Source organism: Streptomyces sp. CWNU-52B, assembly GCF_047444975.1.
In the GTDB taxonomy this organism is placed as follows: Bacteria; Actinomycetota; Actinomycetes; order Streptomycetales; family Streptomycetaceae; genus Streptomyces.
The window spans coordinates 94,550-119,805 of record NZ_JBLFJV010000006.1 but is presented as its reverse complement, the minus strand read 5'-3'; the positions used below and the strand labels follow the sequence as shown (position 1 = coordinate 119,805).

Here is a 25,256-nt window from a genome sequence, read left to right as displayed (position 1 = left end):
ACTAGGCAGGATAGCCACAGCTTCGCGGCAAGCCCGGAAACCAGTCGGCACATGGCTCACATACACACCTGATCCGGCCCGTCCCGAGCAGGTGGAACCCCAGTCCGGTACGGGGAGCGGGACTGCGTTCGACTGAAAGTGAAGCGCGCCGCGGACGGCGGGCGCGTCGCCTCAGGTCACGTCACGCCACTTCAGGTCACGTCAGGTCGCGTCGGCGTCGAACGGCGGACGCTCGTCCGGAGCGAGCTTCCCGGGCTTCTTCGTCATGTCGACGGTGCCACCGGTGGAGCCCGACGAGGACGTGGAGGACGAAGAGGAGGACGACGAGCTGTCGGACTCCCGGCCGTGCACGGCGTCCGTGACGTCGGCCATCTCCTTCTTCAGGTCGAAGCCGTTACGGATCTCCTTGAGCCCCAGCTCGTCGTTGTCCAGCTGCTTGCGGATGAACGTCTTGGGGTTGAGGTCCTCGAACTCGAAGTCCTTGAACTCCGGGCCCAGCTCCTCACGGATGTCCGCCTTGGCGCTCTCCGAGAACTCACGGATCTTGCGAATGGTGCGCGTGACGTCCTGGATCATCTTCGGGAGCTTCTCCGGGCCGAAGACGAGCACGGCAAGGACAACGATCGTCACCAACTCGAGCGGTCCTATGTCATTGAACACCTTGCAGCTCCTTGCGATGTCCGCGGCGCTCGGCAGGTCGTCCGTGGTCCGGGCCGGGTCCACGGTACCCGGCCATCCTGTCTGTCCGGTACTGTCCGGGGGCTCCGCACTGCGTGTACACGGCGGGTTTTCCAGGATGTTTGCCTTGTGGGGCCGGGCTTCGGGCCTCTCGTCCTGTGAAGTTCCTGTCAGTTGCCGTCGGCAGAGCCGAGGACGAGGGTGACCTTCTGTTCCTTGCCGTCCCGCTCCAGCGTCAGCTCCAGCCGGTCGCCCGGCCGATGCGAGCGCGTCTTGACGATGAGCTCCTCGCCGGAGTGCACGCGCTGCCCGTCGACCTCCGTGATGACGTCCCCGGCCTTGATGCCGGCTCGGGCGCCGGGCCCGCCCCGGGTGACCGGTGGGTCGTCGCCGTTGCCCTTGGCGCCGACGCGGGCGCCGTCGCCGGAGTACTCCATGTCGAGCGTCACGCCGATCACCGGGTGGGTCGCCCTGCCGGTGTTGATGAGCTCCTCGGCGACGCGCTTGCCCTGGTTGATGGGGATGGCGAAGCCCAGTCCGATCGAGCCGGACTGGCCGCCCTCGGGGTCGGAGCCGCTGTCGGCGGAGCGGATGGCGCTGTTGATGCCGATGACCCGGGCCTTGGCGTCGACCAGGGGGCCACCGGAGTTGCCGGGGTTTATCGGGGCGTCCGTCTGCAGCGCGTCCACGTACGAGATGTCGCTGCCGTCGCCTTCCTCACCGCCCGCCGTGATGGGGCGCTCCTTGGCGCTGATGATGCCCGCCGTGACGGTGTTCTCCAGGTCGAAGGGCGCTCCGATGGCCACCACGGGGTCGCCGACCTGGACGTTGTCGGAGTTGCCGAGCGAGAGGGGCCTCAGGCCGCTGACGCCGGTGACCTTGACCACGGCGAGGTCGTAGCCGCTGTCGTGGCCCACGATCTCGGCCTTGGCGGTCTCGCCGCCGCTGAAGGTCACGGATATCTCGCCGCTGCCGTCCGCCGGGTCGACGACGTGGTTGTTGGTGAGGATGTGGCCGCGCCGGTCGAGCACGAAGCCCGTGCCGGTGCCCTGTGCGTCCGAGCCGCTCACGTGCAGGGTCACGACGCTGGGCAGCGCGCTGGCCGCGATACCGGCCACGCTGTCCGGTGCCCGCTTCTCGGCCTCGGCACCGGCCTGCGGCAGCACGACGTCGTCGATCCCCCCGGTGCGCTCCAGATGGGCGCCCACGGCCCCGCCGACGCCTCCGGAGGCGAGCGCGAGCAGCAGGGCGCCGAGGACCAGGCCGCGCCTGGTGGTCCCGCGGCGTACGCCCGGTGCCTCGGCCGCGGCCCCGTGGTGCTGGAGGGGCGCGGCGGCCCAGGGGTCGTAGTTCTGCCAGGGGGTGTGCACCGCCGGCTCCGGAGCGAGATGACCCTGCGCCTGCGCGACGGGCGCAGCCGGACCGGGCGCCTGCGGGGCGGTCGCCGCGGGCAGGAAGGGAGCGGGCGGCGCAGGCGCTGCCGCGGGCGGGGCGGGAGCGTACGGGGCGGGCGCCTCGGGCCCCGCTTCCCCGGGGGCGGCCTGGGGCGGGACCACGGCCTCCACCGCCGTGCCGTGCGCGGGAGTCCCCGGGTGCTGCACCGGCGGCGCGGACGCCCAGGGGCCGGGCCCGCCGTACGGCGGTGTGCTGTAGGGATCCGGATCGTGCAGGGGCTTGGGCCGCTCAGCGGGAGCGGACGCGCTCAGTCCGTCACGCGCCTCGCCGGAGAGGTGTCCGACGGCAGGGCCGGCGGAACCGGCGGAACCGGACACAGCGGTCGCCTCCGCGCCCGGACCCGCCCCCGCATCCGTACCCGCTCCGGTGGCGGCACCGGCACTCGCACCCGCGGGCTTCTCCAGCTCGAAATCGCCGTCCATGTCGCCCCCGTGAAACCCACTCGCGCCGTCCCCCGTGGAAACCGAGTCCGCCGGAGCGGGGTCCGGCACGTGGTCCTGGGTCCGTGGCCGGCTCCACCAGTTCGGCTTCGTGGGCTTCCCCTCGTCCATGTTCTCCCCACACCTGACCCGCGGCACGGCATATCGGCACCCGCCGCGGTATGTCGACCACCGCGCCCGGATCACTGCGGCGGGCGCGGCCCATCCCTGGATTCAACCAGGTTCACGGGCCGTCGCGCAGAGAGCCGGGTCAGCCCGAGGAGGAAGGCGTGGGTGAGACGGCCGGGACGGGCGACGGCGCGGCCGCCAGCGCCGTCGGCACGGCGGACAGCACGGACGCCTCGAACTCCGCGCCCGACGACCAGGTGGTCAGCGTGACCGGTGGGGCCGGGGCGAACGGACGTATGAGGGGGGACATGGCGGCGGCACCCGCCACCACGGGCGTGGTCAGCGCGTGCAGCGCCCCCTGGTCGCCGGGCGAGGGCGGTCCGGGCGGCGGCGCACCGGGCAGCAGCGGCGCGGACAGCTCGGTCTGCGCGCCTCCCTCGCCGCCGAAGGAACGCTGTCCCTGGGCGAGCAGCGGCGCGACGGACCGACGGCGCTGCGACTCGGAGCCGGTCGCACCGGTGGTGCTCGCCGTGCGCATCGGGGTCACATTGCTCCCGGAGCCCGATCCGCCCCGTGCGTCGGCCGGGGAGTCGGCGGGCACGCCGGTCGACACCCCGCCGAGCGCGATCGCGGCGAGCGAGACGGCACCGGCCGCGGCGGCCGCGAAGCGCAGGCCACGGGAGGCCGACCGCTCGGCCTCACGGCGGCTCATGTCATGGATACGGAACCCTCGCTGCTCCGAGGGCAGGGTGGCCGCGTGGGGGCCGGAGGGCAGGTAACCGAAGGAGTCCGGCGTCATGTCGAAGACTCCGGACGCTCCGAACGCTCCCCGGCCCGGTCGCGAGCCGTCGCCGTCCGAGTCACCTCCTCCGGGGAGCCCCTGAAGTCTGGCCAGGAAGCTCTCGGAAGGGGGCGGGGGGGCGACCTCCGCGAACACGTTCTTCAGTCGTCGCTGCTCGTCGGCCTCCGACTTGCACTTCGCACAGGTGGCGAGGTGGGCCAGGACACGCTCGCGCGCCTCATGGCCGAGCTCACCGTCCACCAGTGCGGAAAGTCGGTCGCCGAGGTGCTGCTCGGCAAGGGGCCCGTCGGCAGGATTCAGCCGTGATCCACTCACGCGCTCGCGCCCCCTCCTCCCAGAGCGGGCACACCGGTGACCGCGAAACCGCGGCGCTCGGCACGGGCCTCGGGAGAACGGTGGGCGAGCGCCTTGCGGAGCTGGGACCGGCCGCGGTGGATCCGGCTGCGGACCGTGCCGAGCTTGACGCCGAGGGTCGCGGCGATCTCCTCGTACGAAAGGCCCTCGATGTCGCAGAGGACGACCGCGGCGCGGAACTCCGGCGCGAGGGTGTCGAGCGCCTGCTGGACGTCCGCGTCGAAGTGCGTGTCGTTGAAGACCTGCTGCGGGGAGGGCTCGCGGCTGGGCAGGCGCTCGGCCGCGTCGTCGCCGAGGGCGTCGAAACGGATGCGCTGCTTACGGCGGACCATGTCCAGGAAGAGATTCGTGGTGATGCGGTGGAGCCAGCCCTCGAACGTACCGGGCGTGTAGGTCGACAAGGAGCGGAAGACACGGACGAAGACTTCCTGCGTGAGGTCCTCGGCGTCGTGCTGGTTGCCCGTCAGGCGGTAGGCGAGCCGGTACACCCGGCCGCTGTGCGTGCTGACGATCTCCTCCCAGGTGGGCGGAGTCCACGCCTGGGAGTCCGCGTCGGACGTGAAGGTCGCAGTCTGAGCGGAGTCAGCGCGGGATCGGTCAGCAGTGTTGTTCACGGATTTCGGCTCCCCCGCCGATCTGAGCAGGCGCCGGAGCACCCCTCCTCGATCCACAGGTTCAGCCGCACCTCCCCTGTCGGCTCTGGTGGTGTCCAGTGGAGCCCCTACCATAGCCACCTCGCCCGTTAGCTCCGGATAAGCGGTTTTACGAGAAATTGATGCGCGCCCATAGGGCCGCGCCGGCACTTGCCGGACGTCCAGATTCATCCGTCACCCCCGCGTAGTTCCCCACTCTCTCTAAACGCCTGGTCCCATCTGCGGGTTCCCGGCGGCAACGGATACAGTCACGCCCAGGCAACCACGGGGACAGGAGAGGGCCATTACCGGCAACCGGCTGACGAGCTGGGCGTTCGCCGACGCCTTTGTCGCCGAGGACGAGGCACTGCACTGGGCCCGGGACCGGGCCCGGGAAGCAGGGCTGCGCTCGGTGTCGCCCGGCACGGGCGCCGCGCTGCGACTGCTCGCCTCCACCGTGGACGCCAAATCGGTCGCGGAGATCGGTACCGGAACCGGCGTCTCGGGCATTCATCTGCTGCACGGCATGCGCCCGGACGGCGTACTGACGACCGTGGATCCGGAGCCCGAGCACCAGCAGTTCGCCCGTCAGGCCTTCCGCGCGTCCGGCTTCGCCAGCAACCGGGCCCGCTTCATCCCGGGCCGCGCGCTGGACGTCCTGCCCCGGCTCGCGGACGCCGGATACGACCTCGTCTTCTGCGACGGGGACCGGCTGGAGAGCCTGGACTACCTCGATGAATCGTTGCGCCTGCTCCGGCCGGGCGGCCTCGTCGCGTTCGAGGGCGTCTTCGCGCACGGCCGGACGGTGGAGTCGGGCCCGCAGCCCACGGAGGTGCTGCGCCTGCGCGAGCTGCTGCGCGCGGTCCGTGAGAGCCAGGAGCTGATCCCCTCGCTGCTGCCGGTCGGCGACGGCCTGCTGTGCGCGGTCAAGCGCTGAGCCGGCCGCGCCGCCTGCCGCCGAGCCACCCCCGACCGCTCCGGACCCGCCCCGGACCCGCTCCGGACCCGCTCCGGACCGATGCGCACAACACACTCACAACAACGCACCGACCTGCACAGACGCAGCCGCCGCCCCGCGCCGAAACCTTCGGCGGGCACCCGTCGCACACCCCGGAAACACCACTGCCCCGGCATCGCGTTGATGCCGGGGCAGTGGAAGGGTATGGTCGCGTTCCGCGTCAGCCGACGACCTTCTTGAGGGCGTCGCCGAGCGCGTCGGCCTCGTCGGGGGTCAGCTCGACGACGAGCCGACCGCCGCCTTCGAGCGGAACGCGCATGACGATGCCCCGCCCCTCCTTGGTCACCTCGAGCGGGCCATCGCCCGTCCGCGGCTTCATGGCCGCCATGCTCGTTCCCCTTCCTGAAACCAGCTCATCGTCGCCGACGGCCCCGTTGAAGGGCACGCATCCTCTCGTCGGACACGCGTCACCGGCATCGAACACATTGCTTCCAAGCCATTATCCCGCATCTCAGGACCCGATGACCAACATCGGTCGGCATCGCTTGCGCAACGCGCTTGAGCAAAACCACCCAATTCGGCGGTGTGACTGCGATACTGCGCCACCGCATGGACTTTCGGACAGCGGAATTCTTTGACGCAGGTCACATGTACGAACCCCGCCGCTCACCATGATCTCCGCCATGCTGTCATCGGAAGCAGTCGTACCGGCGGGTACGACGGAGCCGCGACCTCTGAGGGGACCATCATGACCGACACCGTGCTCTACGAGGTGACCGACGGACTCGCGACGATCACGCTGAACCGCCCCGAGGCGATGAACGCGATGAACACCGAGACCAAGGTCGCCTTCCGGGAGGCGGCTCGGTCGGCCGCGGCGGACGACTCCGTTCGGGCCGTGCTGCTCACCGCCGCCGGCGACCGCGCGTTCTGTGTGGGCCAGGATCTCAAGGAACACATCGGTCTGCTGCTGGCGACACGCGAGTCGGGCTCGGACGAAGGCGTGATGAGCACGGTCGCGGAGCACTACAACCCGATCGTGCGGGCCCTGACCGGGGCGGCGAAGCCGGTGGTGGCCGCGGTCAACGGCGTGGCGGCCGGCGCGGGTTTCGGATTCGCGCTCGCCGCGGACTACCGCATCGTCGCCGACACGGCCGCCTTCAACACGTCGTTCGCCGGGGTCGCGTTGACCGCCGACTCCGGGATCTCCTGGACACTGCCCCGGGTCGTCGGCCCCTCGCGCGCCGCTGACCTGCTGCTCTTCCCGCGCAGCATCACCGCGCAGGAGGCGTACGAGCTGGGGATCGCGAACCGGATCGTGCCCGCCGCCGATCTCGCCGCCGAGGCCCTGAAGCTGGCCCGCTCGCTGGCCGAGGGGCCGACCCTGGCGTACGCCGCGCTCAAGGAGTCCCTCGCGTTCGGGCTCTCGCACTCGCTGGACGAGACGCTGGAGAAGGAGGACGAGCTGCAGACGCGGGCCGGGTCCTCCGAGGACCATGTGATCGCCGTGCAGGCGTTCGTCAACAAGGAGAAGCCGAAGTACCTGGGCCGGTAGGACGGGACGGGGCCGGGTTCGCCGGTGCCGTCCGGTGGGGGCTGGTCGCGCGGTCCCCACGCCCCTCTCAGGGCGCCCCTCATCACGGCTTACGCGGCGCCTCCGGCCTTGCCTCTGGCCTTGCAGTCCGCCAGGTGGTCGTCGACCAGACCGCACGCCTGCATCAGGGCGTACGCCGTCGTGGGACCCACGAAGCGGATGCCTCGCTTCTTGAGGGTCTTGGAGAGGGCGGTCGACTCGTCGGTGACGGCCGGGACGTCCGAGAGTCTCTTCGGGGCCGGGCGCGTCGCCGGGTCGGGCGCGAAGGACCAGATCAGCCCGTCCAGTTCGCCGGGGGCCCAGTCGGCCAGCACGCGCGCGTTGGCGACCGTCGCGTCGATCTTGGCGCGGTTGCGGATGATGCCCGTGTCGGCGAGGAGGCGCTCCTTGTCGGCGTCCGTGAACCTCGCCACCTCGGAGATCTTGAAGTCGGCGAAGGCGGCGCGGAAGCCCTCGCGGCGGCGCAGGATCGTGATCCAGGACAGGCCCGACTGGAAGGCCTCCAGGCACAGCCGCTCGTACAGCGCGTCGTCGCCGTGGACCGGGCGGCCCCACTCCTCGTCGTGGTACGCCACGTAGTCCTCGGTGGACAGGGCCCAGGGGCAGCGCGGCGCCCCGTCGGCGCCCTTCACCGCGTCGCTCACCGGATCACTCACCGGTGGTCCTCCTCTTCGGGCTTCCGCAAGGAGGTGACCGCGGTCGAGCGGGCGCCGGCCAGCGCGGACTCCAGGTCGGCGATCCGGGAGTCCCGCTCGGCCAGTTCGGCGCCGAGGCGGCCCAGGGCGTCGTCCACGTCGGCCATGCGGTAGCCGCGCAGGGTCACCGGGAAGCGCAGTGCCTCCACGTCCGGGCGGTGCACCGGGCGGTCCAGGGGCAGCGGGTCCCGCAGGCGCTCCGGCGACGCCTCGGGGAGGACTCCGCGGTCGCCGCCTCCCACCACGGAAAGGGTCACCGCGCCGACCACGACGACGAGGGCGACGACCAGGAACAGGAACATGTACATCTCTGAGGGTCCCCACGCTCTGATGCCGGCGCAGGGCGCGTCGGCACGGAAAGTGTCAGGCACCGATCGTGCCATGCGACGGTGACAGCTAGGGTCGCAGGCGGCGGAACAGCGACCTCCGCTGCCGACTACTGGAGAGGTCACAGGGGATGCTCAGGCTGGGCAGGCGCGAGTTCGGCGCGCACGAACCGGTGATCATGGCGATCGTGAACCGCACCCCGGACTCCTTCTACGACCAGGGGGCCACCTTCCGCGACGAGCCCGCGCTCGCGCGCGTGGAGCAGGCGGTCTCCGAGGGAGCCGCCATCGTCGACATCGGCGGGGTGAAGGCCGGACCGGGTGAAGAGGTGACCGCCGAGGAAGAGGCACGGCGGACCGTCGGCTTCGTCGCCGAGGTACGGCGCCGCTTCCCCGATGTGATCATCAGCGTCGACACCTGGCGGCACGAGGTGGGCGAGGCCGTGTGCGAGGCCGGCGCGGACGTGCTCAACGACGCGTGGGGCGGGGTCGATCCGCGGCTCGCGGAGGTCGCCGGGCGGTACGGGGCGGGGATCGTGTGTACGCACGCGGGGGGCGCGGAGCCTCGTACGCGGCCGCATCGCGTCACCTACGACGACGTCATGGCGGACATCCTTCGGGTGACCGTGGGGCTGGCCGAGCGGGCCGTTTCGCTGGGCGTGCCCCGGGAGTCCGTGCTCATCGATCCGGGGCACGACTTCGGGAAGAACACGCGGCACAGTCTTGAGGCGACGCGTCGGCTCGGGGAGATGGTGGAGACGGGGTGGCCCGTGCTGGTCTCGCTGTCCAACAAGGACTTCGTGGGGGAGACGCTCGACCGGCCGGTGAAGGAGCGGGTGGTGGGGACGCTGGCGACGACCGCGGTCTCGGCGTGGCTGGGGGCTCAGGTGTACCGGGTTCACGAAGTCGCGGAGACGCGGCAGGTGCTGGACATGGTGGCGTCGATCGCGGGGCATCGGGCGCCGGCGGTGGCCCGGCGGGGGCTTGCCTGAGAGGGTTTCGCCCCCGCCGCCCCTTCCCGTCCCGTCCCTGGGGGCTGCCGCCCCCAGGCCCCCGCCAAAAGACTGCGCAGTTCCCCGCGCCCCCGAAAAGACAGGGGCTCGGGTCTACCTTCCCGCCTCCTTCGACACCAGTGCCACCGCCTCGTCCACGTCATCCGTCAGGTGGAACAGGAGCAGGTCCTTCTCCGAGGCCTTGCCCTGGGCGATCAGGGTGTTCTTGAGCCAGTCCACCAGGCCGCCCCAGTACTCCGTGCCGAAGAGCACGATCGGGAAGCGTGTCACCTTCTGGGTCTGGACGAGGGTGAGGGCCTCGAAGAGTTCGTCGAGGGTGCCCAGGCCGCCGGGCAGGACCACGAACCCCTGCGCGTACTTGACGAACATCATCTTGCGGACGAAGAAGTACCGGAAGTTGAGGCCGATGTCGACGTACTCGTTGAGCCCCTGCTCGAAGGGCAGCTCGATGCCGAGGCCGACGGAGACGCCCTTCGCCTCGCAGGCGCCCTTGTTGGCCGCCTCCATGGCCCCGGGCCCACCGCCGGTGATCACCGCGAAGCCCGCCTCGACCAGGCCGCGGCCGAGCGCGACCCCGGCCTCGTACTCGGAAGAGCCGGCCGGTGTGCGCGCCGAGCCGAACACGCTGATGGCGGGCGGGAGTTCGGCGAGGGTGCCGAAGCCCTCGATGAACTCCGACTGGATGCGCAGCACGCGCCAGGGATCGGTGTGCACCCAGTCCGACGGCCCGCCCGCGTCCAGCAGCCGCTGGTCCGTCGTGCTCGCCTGCACCTGCCCCCGCCTGCGCAGCACGGGGCCCAGCTGCTGCTCCTCCGGTGGCTGCTTGCTGCCCTCGGGGTTGCCGGTAGCCATGTCCGCTCCCTCCGCTTGCCGATCGTTCCACCTCAGCGTAGATCCACGCCGGTTACGGAGGGGGGACGCAGGCATGTCTTCACCGAACGTCAAGCCGTCAGCCAGGCCCTCAGCCGCTCTTCACCCGCGAGGATCTTCGCCGTTTCCACCCTTTCGTCCCGCTTGTGCGCCAAGTGCGGATTGCCGGGACCGTAGTTGACCGCCGGGACACCGAGCGCGCTGAAGCGGGAGACGTCCGTCCAGCCGTACTTGGGCTGGGGGGTGCCCCCGACGGCCTCGATGAAGGCGGCCGCGGCGGGGTGGGACAGGCCCGGCAGCGCGGCGCCGCTGTGGTCGTCGACGACGAACTCGTCGACACCGCAGTCCGCGAAGACCTCACGGACATGGGCGAGGGCCTCCTCCTCGCTGCGGTCGGGCGCGTAACGGAAGTTGACGCTCACCACGCACTCGTCGGGGATGACGTTGCCCGCCACCCCGCCCGTGATCCCGACGGCGTTCAGGCCCTCGCGGTACTCCAGGCCGTCGATGACCGGGTAGCGCGGCTCGTAGGAGGCCAGGCGCGCGAGGATCGGGGAGGCCGCGTGGATGGCGTTGGAGCCCATCCAGCTGCGCGCGGAGTGCGCCCGCTCGCCCGTCGTCCTCAGCAGCACCCGCAGGGTTCCCTGGCAGCCGCCCTCGACCTGCCCGTCGGACGGCTCGAGGAGGACCGCGAAGTCGCCCTCCAGCCACTCCGGGCGGGCCTCGGCCACGTGCTTCAGGCCGTTCAGGTCCGCGGCGACCTCTTCGTTGTCGTAGAAGATGAAGGTGAGGTCGCGGTTGGGGGCCGGAACCGTGGCCGCGATCCGCAGCTGCACCGCGACGCCCGACTTCATGTCGCAGGTGCCGCAGCCCCAGAGGACGCCGTCCTCGTCGAGGCGCGACGGCACGTTCCCCGCGATGGGGACCGTGTCGATGTGTCCGGCCAGGACCACGCGCTCGGCCCGGCCCAGGTTCGTACGCGCGAGGACGTTGTTGCCGTACCGGTCGACCGTGAGGTGCGGCAGGGCGCGCAGGGCGGTCTCGACGGCGTCCGCGAGGGGCTTCTCGGCGCCGCTCTCCGAAGGGAAGTCGACGAGCTGCGCGGTGAGCCCGGCGGCGTCCAGCGTGAGGTCAAGTGGGGTGTCGGCCATGCCGTCGACCCTAACGCGCCCAGCGCTTCGGGCTTCCCGACCGGTTGTCCACAACCTCACTCGCTTGTCCACAAGCTCACGAAGACCCGACAGTACTCTCCAGTATCTTGGCCCCGTGCAAGAGCAAACCGCCTCCTCCGCCACTGCCGACGCCGCCGCCCCTCCGGTGCGCCGTAGCCGTTTCCTCCGTTTCGGATCGGCCCTCGTCGTGCTGCTCGGCGTCGCCGGTTATCTCACCGTCCAGTACGTGACCGGCGGGTCCGGAGTGCCGAAGTGCACCGTCGTCTCGGGCAAGGGCGACGGCACGGCGTACGAGTTCACGGCGGAGCAAGCGGTGAACGCGGCGACGATCTCGGCGGTCGGCACCAACCGCGGCATGCCCGAGCGGGCCGTCACGATCGCGCTTGCGACGGCGCTCCAGGAGTCCGCCCTGCGCAACATCCGCCACGGCGACCGTGATTCGCTCGGACTCTTCCAGCAGCGGCCCTCGCAGGGCTGGGGCACCAGGAAGGAGATCCTGGACCCGACGTACGCGGCGACCGAGTTCTACGAACACCTGGACAAGGTGCGGGACTACGCGCGACTGCCGCTCACCGTCGCCGCGCAGCGCGTCCAGCGCAGCGCCTACCCGGAGGCGTACGCGAAGCACGAACCGGACGCCACGCTCCTCGCGGCGGCCCTGACCGGACACGCCGCCGCCACGCTCACCTGCGAGGGCCGCCGGGACGCACGGCCGGGCGGTCCCGAGCCGGTGCGTGCCGCGCTGGCGCGGGACTTCGGGCGCGGCGTCTTCCAGGAGGCGGGGGCCGAGGTGACCGCCTCCAGTCCCCCGGCCACCTCCTCGGACACCGACCCGTCCTCGGCGCCGTCCGCCGGAGCGGGTGGTCCCGGCGGCGCGCGCACGATGACCGTGACCGTGCCGAGGGCCTCGGCCGCCGGGGGCGGGGAGCGGCAGCGCGGCTGGGCCCTCGCGCACTGGGCCGTGGCCAACTCGTCCGCGCTGCACATCGAGCAGGTCGCGTACGCGGGCCGGGTGTGGACGGCGGGGAACACCCGGAGCGAGTGGCGCAGCGACGGGCCGGCCGCCGGGCGCTCCGCGAAGAGCTCCACGGCAGAAGTGCGCATCGTCACCGGGCAGTAGTGCGGTAGTACCGGGCAGCAGTACGGTTCCTCACTCGTCGGGGGCACTTCCGGCGTGCCGTTCCGACGCCTCTCCGCGGCTTTCCGCGTGTCGCCCCCACGCCCGCCTCGGGTACGGCAAATCCCTTGAGGACAAAGGGCTGTAGGGGTTCTGCGGGCTTTCCGCCCAGGACCGCTTCGCCCGGGTTTATCCGCAGCCGATAATGCGACGCATTACCAACTCTTTACGTCGGACCACCGCAACCTTCGCGGAGTTCGAGCGGTAGTCACTGCGTCCGAGCCCGGACGATCAGCAGCCGGTCGATCGACAGCCGTCCGACATCCAGTCGGTCGACTGCCGGGCTCGGTGGCACACCTCACCGTTCCCTTCCGTCAAAGGAGCACCATGTCCCTCCCCCTGACCCGCCGGATCGCCCGCACCGCGCTGCTCATCGCAGCGGGAGCGGTGCCCATGGTCGCTGCGGCCGGCTCCGCGAGCGCGGCCGAACTGCCGGCCGCCCCCGACCTCGGCGGTCTGTCCGCTCTGGACCACGCGGGCACCACCGTCGACGGTGTCGCGCAGCAGGCCACCGGGAAGGTCGGCGACGCGGGCGGCAAGGCCGCGAAGAAGGCCGTGCCGGCCGCGGGCAAGAAGGGCGGCAAGCACGCGAAGCCCGCGAAGCCCGCCGCGCAGAAGGCCGCCGGGGATGTCGCCGGGACCGCGGGGTCCGTGCTCGGTGACGCCGCGGGGTCTGCCGGTGAGGGGCTGCCGACCGGGCAGCTGCCGCTGCAGGGGTTGCCGCTCGGTTAGTCGGTCTCGCGCTGTCGGCTTGCCGCCGGGGCTGTACGGCACGGTCGAAGGGGTCCAGGGGGTTTCCCTGGGCCCCTTCGCGTGTGCCTGGAGTGTGTGACGGGCCGGAGGGCTTGTGCGGGTGCGTCGTGGCCGAGCGCGCAGTTCCCCGCGCCCCTGAAAAGCGATCGGTCTTGTCAGGGGGTGTTGTCGGAGAGGCGGGTTGCCGCTGTTTTGATCCGTTCGTCTGTGGCTGTCAGGGCTACGCGTACGAAGGTGTCGCCCGCGGGGCCGTAGAAGTCGCCCGGGGCCACCAGGATGCCCAGGGCGGCCAGGTGGGCCACCGTGGCCCAGCAGGACTCGTCGCGGGTCGCCCAGAGGTAGAGGCTCGCCTCGCTGTGCTCGATACGGAAGCCGTGCTTCACGAGGGCGTCGCGCAGGATCTCGCGGCGGGCCACGTACCGCTCGCGCTGCTCATGGACGTGGGTGTCGTCCGAGAGCGCGGCGACCGTGGCGGCCTGCGTGGGCGCGGACGTCATCATGCCGCCGTGCTTGCGGATCTGGAGCAGGTCGCCCAGGACCGCGGGGTCACCGGCCAGGAACGCCGCCCGGTAGCCCGCGAGGTTCGACCGCTTCGACAGCGAGTGGACCGCCACGATCCCCTCGTACGAACCGCCGCACACCTCGGGGTGCAGGACCGAGACCGGGTCGGCCTCCCACCCCAGTTCGATGTAGCACTCGTCGGCGAAGACGAGGATGCCGTGCTCGCGCGCCCAGGCGACGATCCGGGTGAGCTCCTGCTGGGAGAGCACCCGGCCCGTGGGGTTCGACGGGGAGTTGAGCCACAGCAGCTTCACCCCGGCGGGGTCCAGCTCCAGCGGGTCGCCGTAGGAGACGTGCTCCGCGCGGGCCAGCCGGGCGCCGACCTCGTACGTCGGGTACGCCAGGCGCGGGTGGGCCACCGTGTCCCCCGGGCCGAGCCCCAGCTGGGTCGGCAGCCAGGCCACCAGTTCCTTGGAGCCGACCACCGGCAGGACGTTGCGGTGGGTGAGGCCCCGTGCGCCCAGCCGTCGCCCGCACCAGTCGACCAGCGCGTCCCGCAGCTCCGGGGTACCCCACACCGTGGGATAGCCGGGCGAGTCGGCGGCCGCGATCAGAGCTTTCTGGACCAGCGCGGGCACCGGGTCGACCGGGGTGCCGACGGAGAGGTCGACGATGCCGCCCGGGTGAGCGGCGGCCGTCGCCTTGAAGGGCTCCAGCTTGTCCCAGGGAAAGGCGGGAAGCCGGTCGGAGACTACGGACACGGGTTCAGGCTCGCTTTCGTGTGGGCGCGTACGGCAATGCGTGGGGCGCGTGCGGCGCGTGCGGCAAACACCGAAGTCCCGTACGGCGGCGGGGCCGTACGGGACCTGGGACGCTTCTCAACGCCCCGGACGGCACACCCCCGGACACCACCGGGCGGGGCCGCGGACGCACGGACCGCTTACTGGTTCTGCGGCGGCAGCGCTGCGACAAAGGGATGGTCGCGCTCGATGAGCCCCAGCTTGCTGGCACCACCGGGCGAGCCGAGTTCGTCGAAGAACTCCACGTTCGCCTTGTAGTAGTCCTTCCACTCCTCAGGAGTGTCGTCCTCGTAGAAGATCGCCTCGACCGGGCAGACCGGCTCACAGGCACCACAGTCGACGCATTCGTCCGGGTGGATGTACAAGGACCGCTGGCCCTCGTAGATGCAGTCGACCGGGCATTCCTCGATGCACGCCTTGTCCTTGACGTCGACACAAGGCTGCGCGATGACGTAGGTCACGCTGTCGTTCCTCCTCGATAGGGCGCTGGCGAGCCGTCTTCAGGCCCCGCCACCTGGCGCGCGGGAGCGCGGCGTCGTCGATGCCCGCACCTAGTATCTCCGTTCTTGGGCATGATCCGAACAGGAGGGTTGGACAGAGCTGTGGATTTCTCTGCACACTTCCGGCTCGAGGTCCGCGTTACCCCCGCTGACGTGGGGAAACGTATCTCGGTGCGACGGTTGCGCGAAGGGGCTCCCGAGGGTGAGAAGTTCACCGACACGGTGGGCGTTCTCACATCCTGGGACGACGGTGTGCTGCTGATCACACGACGGTCCGGAGAAAGTGTCCGTATTCCGGAATCGGCGCTGGTGGCGGGCAAGGTCGTGCCCGCGGCCCCGGCCCGCCGACGAGGCCCCGCCACCTCGTACGAGGAACTCGCGCGTGTCGCCGCACGGGCCTGGCCCCCGCTGGAGCACGAGCGGCTCGGCGGGTGGGAGCTGCGGGCCGCGTCCGGCTTCACCCGGCGCGCCAACTCGGTGCTGCCCCTGGGCGATCCGGGCATACCCCTGGACGAGGCGCTGGCGGCCGTACGCGACTGGTACGCGGCCCGGGGCCTGCCCGCGTACGCGCAGACCGCGACGGGCGCGGCGGGCACGCAGGAGCCGCTGTGCGCGGAGCTGGAGGCGCGCGGGTGGGTGCGTGAGGTGAGCGCCGAGCTGTGGATCGGCGCGCTGGCACCGGTGGCCGACCTTCCCGACCCGGCCCCCGGGCGGACGGTCACGCTGTCGCGCGAGGCCGACGAGGGATGGCTGGGCCGCTACCAGCGCAAGGGGGTGAGCGAGGTGGCCCTGAAGGTGCTGGGCAGCGGCCCCTCGGTGTGGTTCGCGACCGTGCCGGGCGCCGAACCGGGCGTGCCCGCGGCGATCGGCCGCTGTGTGGTCGACGGCCGCTGGGCCGGGTTCGCCGCGGTCGAGGTGGACCCCGCGCTGCGCCGGCAGGGCCTCGCCACCACGGTGATGACGGCCCTCGCCCGCCGGGCCCTGGCCGAGGGCGCCTCGGCGGGCTGGCTGCAGGTGGAGACCGACAACACGGGAGCCCGAACGCTCTACACCCGCATGGGCTTCACCACCCATCACGCCTACCACCACTACCGGGCCCCCGCCCCCGCAGGAGACGCCGAGGCAAGCCCCGCAAGGGACGCGGAGAACCGCGCGACCAGCCCCCACCCACCCGCACCCGCACCCGCACCCGATCACGACACCGACACTCCCGGCCCCGGCCCCGCCAAAAACCCGCCCAGCTCCCGCAGGGAACCCCGTGGTGGGGCCACCGACCGGTATCGATCGGCATGACAGGGCACGAAGCACCTATGCGTCCTCTTCATCCCCCCGGCCCGGAGCGGAGCGCCACATGGCGGCGGCGGTTCGCCGACGAGGCGCGCTCCGAGCGCCCCGACCTGTCGGCCCTGTGCCTGCTGGTGGGCGCCCAGGCGGACCGGGAACTGACCGAGGCCGGGATGGACGCGGCACAGATCGAGCTGGACCGGCTGGCCGGCGAACTCCCGTTCCGGCCCGGCGGACCCCGGTCCTGGGCCTCGGCGCTCGCCGAGCACCTCGGCGGCACCCACGGCTTCCGCGGTACCCCCGGCGCCTACCAGCGGCTGGAGTCCTCGCTGCTCCACGAGGTGCTGCGGCGCCGCCGCGGGCTGCCCATCCTGCTCTCGGTGGTGTGGATGGAGGTGGCGAGGAGAGCCGGGGCGCCCGTCTACGGGGTCCCGCTGCCCGGTCACTTCGTCGTCGGCTTCGGGCCGCCCGAACAGCAGATCCTGGTCGACCCCTTCGACGGCGGCCGGGTTTTGACGGGCTCCGACGCCGATCTGCTGGTGGCCGGCGCCACCGGTTCGCCGCTGGACCCCTCGATGCTCTCGCCCGCCGATCCGCTCGACGTCGTGCTGCGCGTCCTCAACAACATCCGTGCCTGGGCGGCCGCCCGTCCCGAGCGTTCCGAGGTCGCTCTCTGGGCGGTCGACCTCTCGCTCCTGCTCCCCTCGCACCCGGCGAGGCTGCGGTACGAGCGCGCCCAGCTCCTCGTCCAGCGCGGGGACTTCGTCACGGGGGCCACCGAACTCGACGCGTACGCGGAGATCGTGGCCGCCGTCGACGAGCCGGCGGCCGACCGCGTACGGAGCCAGGCGCACGCGGCCCGCGCGATGCTCAACTGAGGCGAGACGGATGCCTGTCAAGGCTGAAGGGGGGGCACCCGGTGATCACCGGGTGCCCCCCCTCTTTCAGCCTCAACTCCGGCGACCGGCCAGGGCCTAGCTCGGGTCGGTCTCGATCACGCCGACACGGTCCGCGGCCGTCTTGCCGACCAGCGCCTGGCGCAGTGCGCCGACCACGTCCTGCGGGGTCACGGCGGTCTTGTTGCCGTTGCCCCGGGTGATCAGCACGCCGTCGAACGCGCCGCCGTACAGCTCCTTCAGCTTGGGCAGGTCGTAGTAGTCGACCAGCTTGCCCTCGGGGGTGGCCTTGACGGCGAGGAACTTCCACAGGGAGTTCTCCGGGCTGAACTGCACCACCGCCGAGCCCGCCTTGACGGTCACGAGGCCCGACATCGCCGGCTGCGCGAACGTCTTCATCATGCGGTCGACCTCGGCCTTGGCGACCTTGGGTTCCCTGTCCGTGGTGGGCACCCGCACGGCGGCCGACTTCCCGGTCTCCACCTGGGTGCGGTACGCCGCCTCGACGGCCTCGGTCGACCGGCCGATGTCGATGCCCTTGCCCGCCTTGCCGTAGACGGCGACGGCCTTGCCCGACTGGAACTTGATCGTGCCCTCGGTCGCCGAGCCGGAGCCGCCCGCGGCGCCCTCCAGGGCGGCAGCCAGCTTCTCCTCGTCGACGGGCATCACGGGGGCGACGACCCGCCCGTTGCCGAACAGCGAGCCGATCACCGAGACCGGGTTGTAGTCGCTGGTCGCGGCGGCCCGCACGGTGGCCTGGCTGTCGAGCTGGAGCCCGGCCTGGTCCGGCTTGAGCGCGACGGTGTCGCCCTCGACCGAGAGCTGGAGCGGCTGGGCGGCACGGGCCTTGAAGGTGTCGTCGAGCTTCTGGAGGGCATCGTCACGGGTGCCGCCGCCGATGTCCACGCCGAGCACGCTGGTGCCCTTGGGCACGTCGGAGTGGTTCATGAGCAGTCCGGCGCCGTACACGATCCCACCCAGGGTCACCACGCCGGTGACCAGGAGCACCAGCTTGTTGCGGCCCTTTTTCTTCTTGGGCCGCGAGGCCGCGGGCGCGGCCGGTGAGACCGGGTCGGGCAGCTTCGGGGGCTGGTGCGGCAGCGGCCCCTCGGTGTGCGCGCCCGGTCCGAACGGGGAGTTCGGGGCCGGGGGCACGACGGGGATGCCGCTGGTCAGGGTGTGTCCGGAGACGTTGTCGCCGACGCCGCCGTAGCCGGGGGCGCCGGGTCCGGGGGCGGGCTTCTGCGGGGTGAGGATCGCGGTGTCGTCGCTCATCCCGCCACCGGGGCCGCCGGCCCCCGCGGGGGCGCCGGTGAAGGCGGAACCGCTCTGCGGACCCTTGCCGCCGGGGAAGGCGGAGGCGTCCGGAACGCCGGGGCCGCCGCCCTGTCCGCCCGGAGCACCGGGAGCACCCGGGGCGCCGGGTGCCGCCAGTGGCGTACCCCCGGTGACGGGTCCGCCGGTCGGGCCGGAGGGACCTCCCTGGCCCCCCTGGCCGCTCTGGGCGCCGTCGGAGAAGTACGGGAGTCCGTCGCGTCGGGGTTCGGTGCCGGTGTCGCCCGCCGCGGGGCCGGCCTGGGCCGGAGCCGGGTACGGGGACGTGCCGGGGCCTGAGCCCAGCGGTCCGGCCGCCAGTGCCCGGGAGACGTCGAAGGACCCGGTGCCGCCGCCGTGTCCGGGCGCCACCGGACCGGTGCCGCCCGCGCCGGGCAGTCCCGCGCCGGTGCCGCCGGTGCCCTTCGGCGGGGCACCCGCACCGCCGGGCCGCGCTCCGGGCGGAGCGGCCGCCGGGCCGGCTCCCGCGCCGGTGCCCGTGGCCGGGCCCTGAGCGGCCGAACCCGCGGCCATTCCGGCGCCGTTGGCGTTGCCGCCGCCCGGACCGCCCTTGGGCGCACCGGACTTGCGTGGCGCGAACCAGTCGCTGGACTTCTCGCCGCCGGGAGCGGGGACGCCGCCTCCGGCACCTGGCGCACCGACGGCGGGCATGGTGTGGGTCCCCGTGTCGGAGTCCACGGGCGCGCCCGCACCGGGTCCCGGTCCGGCGTCCGGAGCGGCGGGCCTGGGCACACTCGTGGCGTCGGAGGACTCCCCGTTCGCGACGGGCGTGCGCACGACGACCGGCGGAATCGGCCGGGATCCGGGGATGTTGATGCGGATCCGCGTCGTCAACGTGGTCTCGGTCTTGGGCTGTTCCGGCTGGTCACCAGCGGTACGAGCCGCGTCGGTGGCGGCGTCGGAAGCCATCGGCGTTCCGTACGGCGGAGTCCCCGACGGGTATGCGGTTCCCCCGCGCCCGTTGGGCCCGGAGGACGAACTGTCAGTTTCACGACTCAAGGCAGGTTCTCCTGGTTGGCTCCACCGCCCGTTTACTCGACCTCGATTCGGGCGGCTCGGCGGCGCGCACCACCATACTGGCCACTTGACTCCCTCATCTTGCGGCCGTCAGGGAAACCCACACCGGACTTGCACCTGCCCGCTGTGGCGAAGTGGTACGTCACTTCCCAAGTCGGGCGGCGGAGCCTCGTGGTTGCCACCCTTGGCCAAGGGTGGCGCACATCACAGCCACAGCCATCCCGCCGAGCAGGAAGAGATACGAGCCGGCTCCCGCGGCGAAGAGGAAGTCTCCCTCCGGGCGGCTGGCGGTGAGCAGGACCACGGCGACCATCCAGCCGGCCGCGGGGGCGACCGCTCCGGCCCGGCCGCCGGTGGCATGCGAGCCGCCCAGGAAGAGCCCCGCCGCACCGGCCAGGGCCAGCAGCAGCCCGCCGGGGAACCAGCCGGACTGGATCAGCGCCCCGGCCACCGCGACGACGGCACCGAGCACGAAGAGTCCCAGGTGGGCGACGGTCCGAGCGGCCGAGGGCGGTCGCAGGGGCTGGGCGAGGGCGCTGCCCGCGTTCGTCTTGTCCGCCGAGTTCATCAGGTACCGCCTTCGGTGCTGCCTGCCGTGGTTGTCGCTGCCGTGGTTCCTGCCGCAATTCCTGCAAACAGGTCGGTCTCACGTGCGAGGCCGGTCTTGTGTTCGTCCGCCGCGCCGGTGCGCCCGCCACGCACCAACTCGTAGTACTCCACGGGGAAGAGGGGCTGGGCGAGCCGGTTGGAGAGGGCGAACCACGGTTCCGCGACCTCGATCTGGGTGACGTGCGCCCGCATCGCGGCGGCCTTGACGGCGGCCTGGGCGGTGCCGTCGATCTCCGTGGTGACGACGGAGTCGTCCACCACGCCCGGCACGTCGTCGAGTGCGGCGGAGGCGGGGAACGGCAGCTCGTCGAGTACGTCCTTGAGCCGGGCGAAGCCCGCTTCGGCCACCGAGCGCGGTACGCGGTTCCAGTAGATCTTTGCGATAGTCCACGGTTCGCCGAGGCCGGCGTCGAGGCCGGTACCGGGACCGGGGTCCGGCCGGAAGCCCGGCTCGGCCGCCAGGTCGGCGGCCCGCATGGCGACCCGGTGGGCCTGGATGTGGTCCGGGTGGCCGTAGCCGCCGTCCGGGTCGTAGGTGACGAGCACATGAGGGCGTACCTCACGGATCACGCGCACCAGGTCCGCGGCGGCCTCGTCGACGTCGGCCCGCCAGAAGCAGCGCGGGTCGTCGTTCTCCGGGGCGCCCATCATCCCGGAGTCCTGATACCGGCCGGCACCGCCGAGGAACCGCGCGTCCCGCACCCCGAGCACCCGCATGGCCGCGGCGAGCTCGGTCCGCCGGTGCGCGCCGAGTGCCTGTCCCGACAGATGGGCGAGCTCGGGCGGGATGACCTCGCCCAGCTCACCCAGCGTGCAGGTCACGAGGGTGACGTGGGCGCCCGTGGCCGCGTACCCGGCCATGGTCGCGCCGTTGTTGATCGCCTCGTCGTCCGGATGCGCGTGCACGAGCAGCAGGCGCCCGGCGGAGCGGGAGGGGGGTTCCCCTGGCCGGGGGCCGAAGGAGGGCGGTTCGGTCATGGGCCCACCCTACGAGGACACGGCCGCCCGCCGTGGCCTCACTCCGGGTCCGCTCGTGGTGGGGCCGCACGACATGCCCTTGATCACCGATCTGATCACCGGTCCGGCACGAGGCCCGCGCCGGCCTGCCGCCGGCCACGCCGGGTGGGTCCGGTGGGGGCCCGTTCGCCCGACCAGGTCCAGCCGGTGCCCGCTCACTGCTGCTGGTACGCGAGGTCCGCGGCGGTGAGTCCTTCGAGCGCCATGCCGACCTGGAGGCCCTCCGCCATCCGGCGGCTGATGCGCTGGCGCAGGGTGATGGCGAGGTAGCGGGTGAGCAGTTGCGGCTTGGCTGCCAGGTCCTCGGCGAGCCGCTGGGCGCGGGGCAGGACCTCCGCCAGGGGCAGCACCTCGGCGACGGCGCCCCAGCGTTCGGCCTGCTCGGCGGTGAAGGAGCCCTGAGTGAGGGTCAGGTAGCGGGCCCGGTTGACGCCCAGTGCCTCCTCCCAGGCGATCTGGATGCCGTCGCCGGGGACGATGCCGAAGGTCAGATGCGGGAAGTCGGAGAAGACCGTGGTGTCGGCGGCGAGGACGATGTCCGCCACCAGGGCGTACTCGCTGTGGACGGAGACGGGGCCGTTGACCGCGGCGATGACCGGCATCTCCAGATCGACCAGGCGCTGGAGCACGCGGCGGCCCTCGGCGATGGTGCGGTCCCACTGGGCCGGCTTGGTGATGTCGCCCAGGCTCGCGCCGTCGATGTCCGTCATGAACCGGTCGCCGGTGCCGGTCAGCACCAGGACCCGGTTGTCGCGATCCTCACCGATCTCGAACAGGGCCCGCGGGAAGTCGGTGTGCATCTCGCCGGTGAAGGTGGCCGGACCGTCGTCGGTGTGGAAACGCAGCGTGAGCACGCCTGACGCCGTGCGGCTCATCGCGAGGTTCTTGAACGCGGTGAAATAGGACGGGATCTGCTCGGACACGGAAAGCTCCTCGGTCATCGGCAAGGGGGTGGGCGGACGGTCGTTCCGCCCTGTGCCCCCTACTCAACTCCTGTCCCGGAGTCCCGCACAGTGCCAGGCCAGAGCACCTGCCGAGGGTCGCCATAAGCACCGCGAATGGGGTCGGACGTGGCTCGGCCCGGCCTCCGCCGGCCACACCGCGGTCACGCACACGCACACGCACAGCTCCTCGTACGCGCGCTGTGATGCGATGGGCGCATGGAGATCAGAGCGATGCGTGCGTTCGTGGCGGTGGTGGAGGAGGGCGGTCTGTCGGCGGCGGCACGGCGGCTGCACATCAGCCAGCCCGCCCTCTCCCAGACCGTGGGCGCCCTGGAGCGCGAGTTCGGCCAGCGGCTGCTCGTCCGCTCCTCCACCGGTGTGCGGGCCACCGAGACCGGCCTGACACTGCTGGCCGAGGCGCGTGCCGTACTCGCCCGCTACGACCAGGCACTCGCGGTCATGGCCGCACGGACCGGGCGGAGCGCCGGCCCGCTCCGGATCGGTATCCCCCTGGAACTCCCCGCCGACCTGCTGTCCAAGGCCCTGCTCGACCTGTCCATCGCCCATCCCGGCACGCGAGTCACCGCCCGGCACCTGTCCACCTCCGAGCAGGTCGCACGACTTCGCAGCGGCGACCTTGAGCTGGGACTGCTGCGGGAACGCCCCCAGGGGCAGGAATTCGACGCGATGCTGGTCGTCAAGGAACAGCTGGGAGTCCTGGTCGCAGCGGAGCGCGGCGCCGACCTGACCGGACCCGACGGCATCCCGCTGGAAGCGCTGAACGAACTCACCTGGGTCGGTTTCCCGCGCTCGGGCAGCCCGGCCTGGTACGACGAGCTCACCGCCGTCCTGCGCAGCCACGGCATCGACCCGGGCCCGCAGGTCCCCGACGGACAGCCACTGATCGCCGAGGTCAAACTCGCCTCCGTCAGTGCCGGCCGCGCCTTCACTCTGGCACCCCCGAGCTGGTCCCAGCCCCTGCCCGACACCGTCGCCTGGTTCCCGCTGGCCGGCCACCCCATCGTCCGGCGCACCTGGGCCGTGTGGAACGCGGGCTCCCACCGCCTCGACCTCGGCCACCTGATCGCCGCCCTGGACCAGCCCCGGTGACCGGACCGGTCCCCGGACCGTCCAGCCGGGCACGGCCCGCGGCGCGCCGCACTCAGTGGCCGCCGAGCATGGCCAGGACCTTCTCGTAGGTCCCGTTCGTCTCGGCGTGGCGGAGGAACTTGACGTTCTCCACGAGGATCTCCGTGGCGTCGGGCTGGTCGCGCAGGAGGGTCATCGCCTCCGAGAGGAAGTCCTCCAGCGGCATCGCCCGCTCGCTGTCCTGCTGACCCATCAGCGTGGTCCGCACGGCCGGCGGGACCAGTTCGACGACCTTGACGGAGGTGCCGGCGAGCTGGACGCGCAGGCTCTCGCTGAAGGAGTGGACCGCCGCCTTGGTGGCGTTGTAGGTCGGGGTGACCGGCAGCGGTACGAACGCCAGTCCGGAGCTGACGTTGATGACGACCGCGTCGTCCTTGGCCCTCAGATGGGGCAGGAGCGCGTTGACCATCCGGATCGGGCCGAGCAGGTTGGTGGTCACGGTGTCCTCGGCGACGCGCAGGGAGTCGGCGTCGGCGTCGAGGAGGTTCTCGGGGAGCATGATGCCCGCGTTGTTCACCAGGACGTTCACCTCCGGGTGGTCGGAGGCCACCGTCTCGCGGGCACGGGCGATCGACGTGGGGTCGGTGACGTCGAGGACGATCGTCCCGATGCCCGGGTGGTCGGTCGCGATCCGGTCGAGCAGGTCCTCGCGCCGCCCGGCGACGATCACCTCGTTGCCCGCCCGGCGGAAGCGCAGGGCCAGGCCGAGCCCGATGCCCGAGGTGCCGCCCGTGATCAGAATCGTGTTGCCCGTGGTTCGCATGGGGGTCTTCTCTCCTTCGCCGCGGGGGCCGGTGCACCCCGCACGGCACCCACCTTGCGGGCGTCCGCGGACGGGCGGGAGAGGAGCGCTTGTCCATGGATCGGCGATCCATGTCCGAGGTCCGCCCGGTGGGCGGGAGCGAGCCATGGATCGGCGGTCCCTGGATGGATCCGCAGGCAGGAGCCACTATGGGAGGTATGGACAGAGAAGGACTGGCGGATTTCCTGCGCCGGCGGCGTGGGACGCTGCAGCCCGCCGATGTCGGGCTGGCCGACGGCCCCCGCAGGCGCACCCGGGGCCTGCGCCGCGAAGAGGTCGCCGCGCTCGCCGGGATGTCCACCGACTACTACGCCCGGCTGGAACAGCGGCGCGGCCCGCAGCCCTCCGAGCAGATGGCGGCCTCCCTGGCCCGCGCCCTGCGTCTGACCCTGGACGAGCGCGACCATCTCTTCCGCCTCATCGGGCACAGCGCCCCGGCGCGCTTCCTGCACTCCGAGCACGTCGGTCCGGCTCTGTTGCGCGTCCTGGACCGCCTGGACGACACTCCGGCCCTGGTGCTGTCCGATCTCGCCGACACCCTGGTGCAGAATCCGCTCGCGATGGCGCTGCTCGGCGACCAGACCCGCCACACCGGTCTGGCGCGCAGCGCCTACTACCGCTGGTTCACCGACCCGAAGGAGCGGGCTCACTACCCGGACGAGGACCACGCGGCGCAGAGCCGCATCCAGGCAGCCGCCCTGCGGGCCGCGCTGACCGCCGACAGCGCCAACCCAAGAGCCGCCCGGATCGTCGCCGAACTGCACGAGCGCAGCCCGGAGTTCGTCCGCCTGTGGGAACGGCACGAGGTCGCCAGGCGGTTCGAGGACCACAAGACCCTCGTCCACCCGGAGTTGGGCCGCATCGACGTCGACTGCCAGGCCCTCCACACCGACAACCGCGCACAGACGCTGCTGGTGCTGACGACACGGCCCGGCACGGAGAGCCACGGGAAACTGCAACTGCTCTCGGTCATAGGGCGCCAGGAGTTCGCCGCCGACCCGCCGTCCGGGCGGCGGACGTCGACCTGACCCCGTTCACCGGCCCGTGGTGGGCTCCGGCCTCCCGCGGCCCGGAGCCCACCACCCGGCGGGGATCAGAACTTGATGTCCCCGATCACGCCGGCGATGCTCGTGGTCAGGTCGTTGATGGTCGGCGCGATCGTCGAGCTGGCCAAGTAGAAGCCCAACAGCACGCAGATAAGAGCGTGCGGTCCCTTCAGCCCTGACTTCTTGACCAGGATGAAGACGATGATCGCCAGTAGCACGACCGCCGAAATCGAAAGTGCCACGGCGGCTCACCTCCAAAGATCCAGGGACACGGGGGGAAGTCCGAACCCGGGGGAGCTCGAACACGGGGGGAGTAAATCCGTACAACG

Annotated in this window: 25 protein-coding genes and 1 pseudogene; 9 read left to right on the top strand and 17 right to left on the bottom strand. The window is 71.9% G+C overall.

Features of this window, described 5'->3' with window-relative positions:
• Positions 1 to 201: 201 nt before the first annotated feature.
• From ACLVWQ_RS07940 to sigE, 4 genes are all read right to left on the bottom strand, one after another.
• Entirely contained in the window at positions 202 to 660 is a 459-nt protein-coding gene (locus tag ACLVWQ_RS07940) for a sec-independent translocase (protein ID WP_414107514.1), read from the bottom strand.
• Positions 661 to 848: 188 nt separating this feature from the next.
• Positions 849 to 2,684, bottom strand: coding sequence for a trypsin-like peptidase domain-containing protein (locus tag ACLVWQ_RS07935; protein WP_414107513.1), 1,836 nt, complete (start codon positions 2,682 to 2,684; stop codon positions 849 to 851).
• Positions 2,685 to 2,823: 139 nt separating this feature from the next.
• Entirely contained in the window at positions 2,824 to 3,798 is a 975-nt protein-coding gene (locus tag ACLVWQ_RS07930) for an anti-sigma factor family protein (protein ID WP_414107512.1), read from the bottom strand.
• Entirely contained in the window at positions 3,795 to 4,493 is a 699-nt protein-coding gene (gene sigE, locus ACLVWQ_RS07925; protein ID WP_414107819.1) for an RNA polymerase sigma factor SigE, read from the bottom strand. The genes ACLVWQ_RS07930 and sigE overlap by 4 nt, the downstream gene beginning before the upstream one ends.
• A 214-nt stretch (positions 4,494 to 4,707) precedes the next feature.
• On the opposite strand from sigE, the gene ACLVWQ_RS07920 reads away from it, so the two are divergent.
• Positions 4,708 to 5,406 (top strand): O-methyltransferase, encoded by a 699-nt coding sequence (locus ACLVWQ_RS07920; protein ID WP_414107818.1) that lies wholly within the window; start codon positions 4,708 to 4,710, stop codon positions 5,404 to 5,406.
• Positions 5,407 to 5,647: 241 nt separating this feature from the next.
• Here ACLVWQ_RS07920 and ACLVWQ_RS07915 read toward each other — a convergent pair whose 3' ends face one another.
• A complete protein-coding gene (locus ACLVWQ_RS07915) occupies positions 5,648 to 5,815 on the bottom strand; it encodes a DUF3117 domain-containing protein (protein ID WP_003966491.1) in 168 nt (55 codons plus the stop codon).
• A gap of 360 nt (positions 5,816 to 6,175) precedes the next feature.
• Here ACLVWQ_RS07915 and ACLVWQ_RS07910 point away from each other — a divergent pair, with 360 nt between their 5' ends.
• Positions 6,176 to 6,982, top strand: coding sequence for an enoyl-CoA hydratase/isomerase family protein (locus ACLVWQ_RS07910; protein WP_414107511.1), 807 nt, complete (start codon positions 6,176 to 6,178; stop codon positions 6,980 to 6,982).
• 89 nt (positions 6,983 to 7,071) lie between these two features.
• Here the strand turns inward: ACLVWQ_RS07910 and ACLVWQ_RS07905 are convergent, their stop codons facing one another.
• Positions 7,072 to 7,665, bottom strand: coding sequence for a DNA-3-methyladenine glycosylase I (locus tag ACLVWQ_RS07905; RefSeq protein WP_414107817.1), 594 nt, complete (start codon positions 7,663 to 7,665; stop codon positions 7,072 to 7,074).
• An 8-nt stretch (positions 7,666 to 7,673) separates the two neighbouring features.
• Positions 7,674 to 8,024: a DivIVA domain-containing protein gene (locus tag ACLVWQ_RS07900; RefSeq protein ID WP_414107510.1), complete on the bottom strand. Its 351-nt coding sequence runs from the start codon at positions 8,022 to 8,024 to the stop codon at positions 7,674 to 7,676.
• Positions 8,025 to 8,173: 149 nt separating this feature from the next.
• Between ACLVWQ_RS07900 and folP the strand changes: the two genes are divergently transcribed.
• A complete protein-coding gene (gene folP, locus ACLVWQ_RS07895) occupies positions 8,174 to 9,034 on the top strand; it encodes a dihydropteroate synthase (protein WP_414107509.1) in 861 nt (286 codons plus the stop codon).
• Positions 9,035 to 9,148: 114 nt separating this feature from the next.
• On the opposite strand, the gene ACLVWQ_RS07890 is transcribed toward folP, so the two are convergent.
• On the bottom strand, positions 9,149 to 9,907 hold the full coding sequence (locus ACLVWQ_RS07890) for a TIGR00730 family Rossman fold protein (protein WP_414107508.1): 759 nt from the start codon (positions 9,905 to 9,907) through the stop codon (positions 9,149 to 9,151).
• A gap of 89 nt (positions 9,908 to 9,996) precedes the next feature.
• Positions 9,997 to 11,076: a succinyl-diaminopimelate desuccinylase gene (gene dapE / locus ACLVWQ_RS07885; RefSeq protein WP_414107507.1), complete on the bottom strand. Its 1,080-nt coding sequence runs from the start codon at positions 11,074 to 11,076 to the stop codon at positions 9,997 to 9,999.
• 166 nt (positions 11,077 to 11,242) lie between these two features.
• On the opposite strand from dapE, the gene ACLVWQ_RS07880 reads away from it, so the two are divergent.
• Positions 11,243 to 12,217: a heavy metal transporter gene (locus ACLVWQ_RS07880; RefSeq protein ID WP_414107815.1), complete on the top strand. Its 975-nt coding sequence runs from the start codon at positions 11,243 to 11,245 to the stop codon at positions 12,215 to 12,217.
• A 384-nt stretch (positions 12,218 to 12,601) separates the two neighbouring features.
• Positions 12,602 to 13,006: an ATP-binding protein gene (locus ACLVWQ_RS07875; protein WP_414107506.1), complete on the top strand. Its 405-nt coding sequence runs from the start codon at positions 12,602 to 12,604 to the stop codon at positions 13,004 to 13,006.
• A gap of 176 nt (positions 13,007 to 13,182) precedes the next feature.
• Here the strand turns inward: ACLVWQ_RS07875 and ACLVWQ_RS07870 are convergent, their stop codons facing one another.
• On the bottom strand, positions 13,183 to 14,289 hold the full coding sequence (locus ACLVWQ_RS07870; protein WP_414107505.1) for a bifunctional succinyldiaminopimelate transaminase/glutamate-prephenate aminotransferase: 1,107 nt from the start codon (positions 14,287 to 14,289) through the stop codon (positions 13,183 to 13,185).
• A gap of 179 nt (positions 14,290 to 14,468) precedes the next feature.
• Positions 14,469 to 14,789, bottom strand: a complete 321-nt coding sequence (gene fdxA, locus ACLVWQ_RS07865; protein ID WP_003973842.1) for a ferredoxin — start codon at positions 14,787 to 14,789, stop codon at positions 14,469 to 14,471.
• A gap of 111 nt (positions 14,790 to 14,900) precedes the next feature.
• On the opposite strand from fdxA, the pseudogene ACLVWQ_RS07860 reads away from it, so the two are divergent.
• Together ACLVWQ_RS07860 and ACLVWQ_RS07855 are read left to right on the top strand one after the other, a co-directional pair.
• Positions 14,901 to 15,941, top strand: a pseudogene (locus ACLVWQ_RS07860) (GNAT family N-acetyltransferase); the annotation flags it as partial.
• A 197-nt stretch (positions 15,942 to 16,138) separates the two neighbouring features.
• Positions 16,139 to 16,990: a tetratricopeptide repeat protein gene (locus ACLVWQ_RS07855; RefSeq protein ID WP_414107504.1), complete on the top strand. Its 852-nt coding sequence runs from the start codon at positions 16,139 to 16,141 to the stop codon at positions 16,988 to 16,990.
• A 96-nt stretch (positions 16,991 to 17,086) separates the two neighbouring features.
• Here ACLVWQ_RS07855 and ACLVWQ_RS07850 read toward each other — a convergent pair whose 3' ends face one another.
• The 4 genes from ACLVWQ_RS07850 to ACLVWQ_RS07835 form a co-directional block, all read right to left on the bottom strand.
• Positions 17,087 to 19,342, bottom strand: coding sequence for a hypothetical protein (locus ACLVWQ_RS07850; RefSeq protein WP_414107503.1), 2,256 nt, complete (start codon positions 19,340 to 19,342; stop codon positions 17,087 to 17,089).
• Positions 19,343 to 19,502: 160 nt separating this feature from the next.
• Positions 19,503 to 19,928, bottom strand: a complete 426-nt coding sequence (locus ACLVWQ_RS07845) for a DUF6113 family protein (protein ID WP_414107502.1) — start codon at positions 19,926 to 19,928, stop codon at positions 19,503 to 19,505.
• A complete protein-coding gene (gene mshB / locus ACLVWQ_RS07840; protein ID WP_414107501.1) occupies positions 19,928 to 20,947 on the bottom strand; it encodes an N-acetyl-1-D-myo-inositol-2-amino-2-deoxy-alpha-D-glucopyranoside deacetylase in 1,020 nt (339 codons plus the stop codon). Before mshB ends, ACLVWQ_RS07845 begins: the two co-directional genes overlap by 1 nt.
• A gap of 194 nt (positions 20,948 to 21,141) precedes the next feature.
• On the bottom strand, positions 21,142 to 21,909 hold the full coding sequence (locus ACLVWQ_RS07835) for an enoyl-CoA hydratase/isomerase family protein (RefSeq protein ID WP_414107500.1): 768 nt from the start codon (positions 21,907 to 21,909) through the stop codon (positions 21,142 to 21,144).
• A gap of 237 nt (positions 21,910 to 22,146) precedes the next feature.
• Between ACLVWQ_RS07835 and ACLVWQ_RS07830 the strand changes: the two genes are divergently transcribed.
• Positions 22,147 to 23,040, top strand: coding sequence for a LysR family transcriptional regulator (locus tag ACLVWQ_RS07830; protein ID WP_414107499.1), 894 nt, complete (start codon positions 22,147 to 22,149; stop codon positions 23,038 to 23,040).
• 52 nt (positions 23,041 to 23,092) lie between these two features.
• On the opposite strand, the gene ACLVWQ_RS07825 is transcribed toward ACLVWQ_RS07830, so the two are convergent.
• Positions 23,093 to 23,842 (bottom strand): SDR family oxidoreductase, encoded by a 750-nt coding sequence (locus ACLVWQ_RS07825; protein ID WP_414107498.1) that lies wholly within the window; start codon positions 23,840 to 23,842, stop codon positions 23,093 to 23,095.
• Between the two features lie 197 nt (positions 23,843 to 24,039).
• On the opposite strand from ACLVWQ_RS07825, the gene ACLVWQ_RS07820 reads away from it, so the two are divergent.
• Positions 24,040 to 24,909, top strand: coding sequence for a helix-turn-helix transcriptional regulator (locus ACLVWQ_RS07820; protein ID WP_414107497.1), 870 nt, complete (start codon positions 24,040 to 24,042; stop codon positions 24,907 to 24,909).
• Positions 24,910 to 24,974: 65 nt separating this feature from the next.
• Here ACLVWQ_RS07820 and ACLVWQ_RS07815 read toward each other — a convergent pair whose 3' ends face one another.
• Positions 24,975 to 25,169, bottom strand: a complete 195-nt coding sequence (locus ACLVWQ_RS07815; RefSeq protein ID WP_414107496.1) for a hypothetical protein — start codon at positions 25,167 to 25,169, stop codon at positions 24,975 to 24,977.
• Positions 25,170 to 25,256 lie beyond the last annotated feature (87 nt).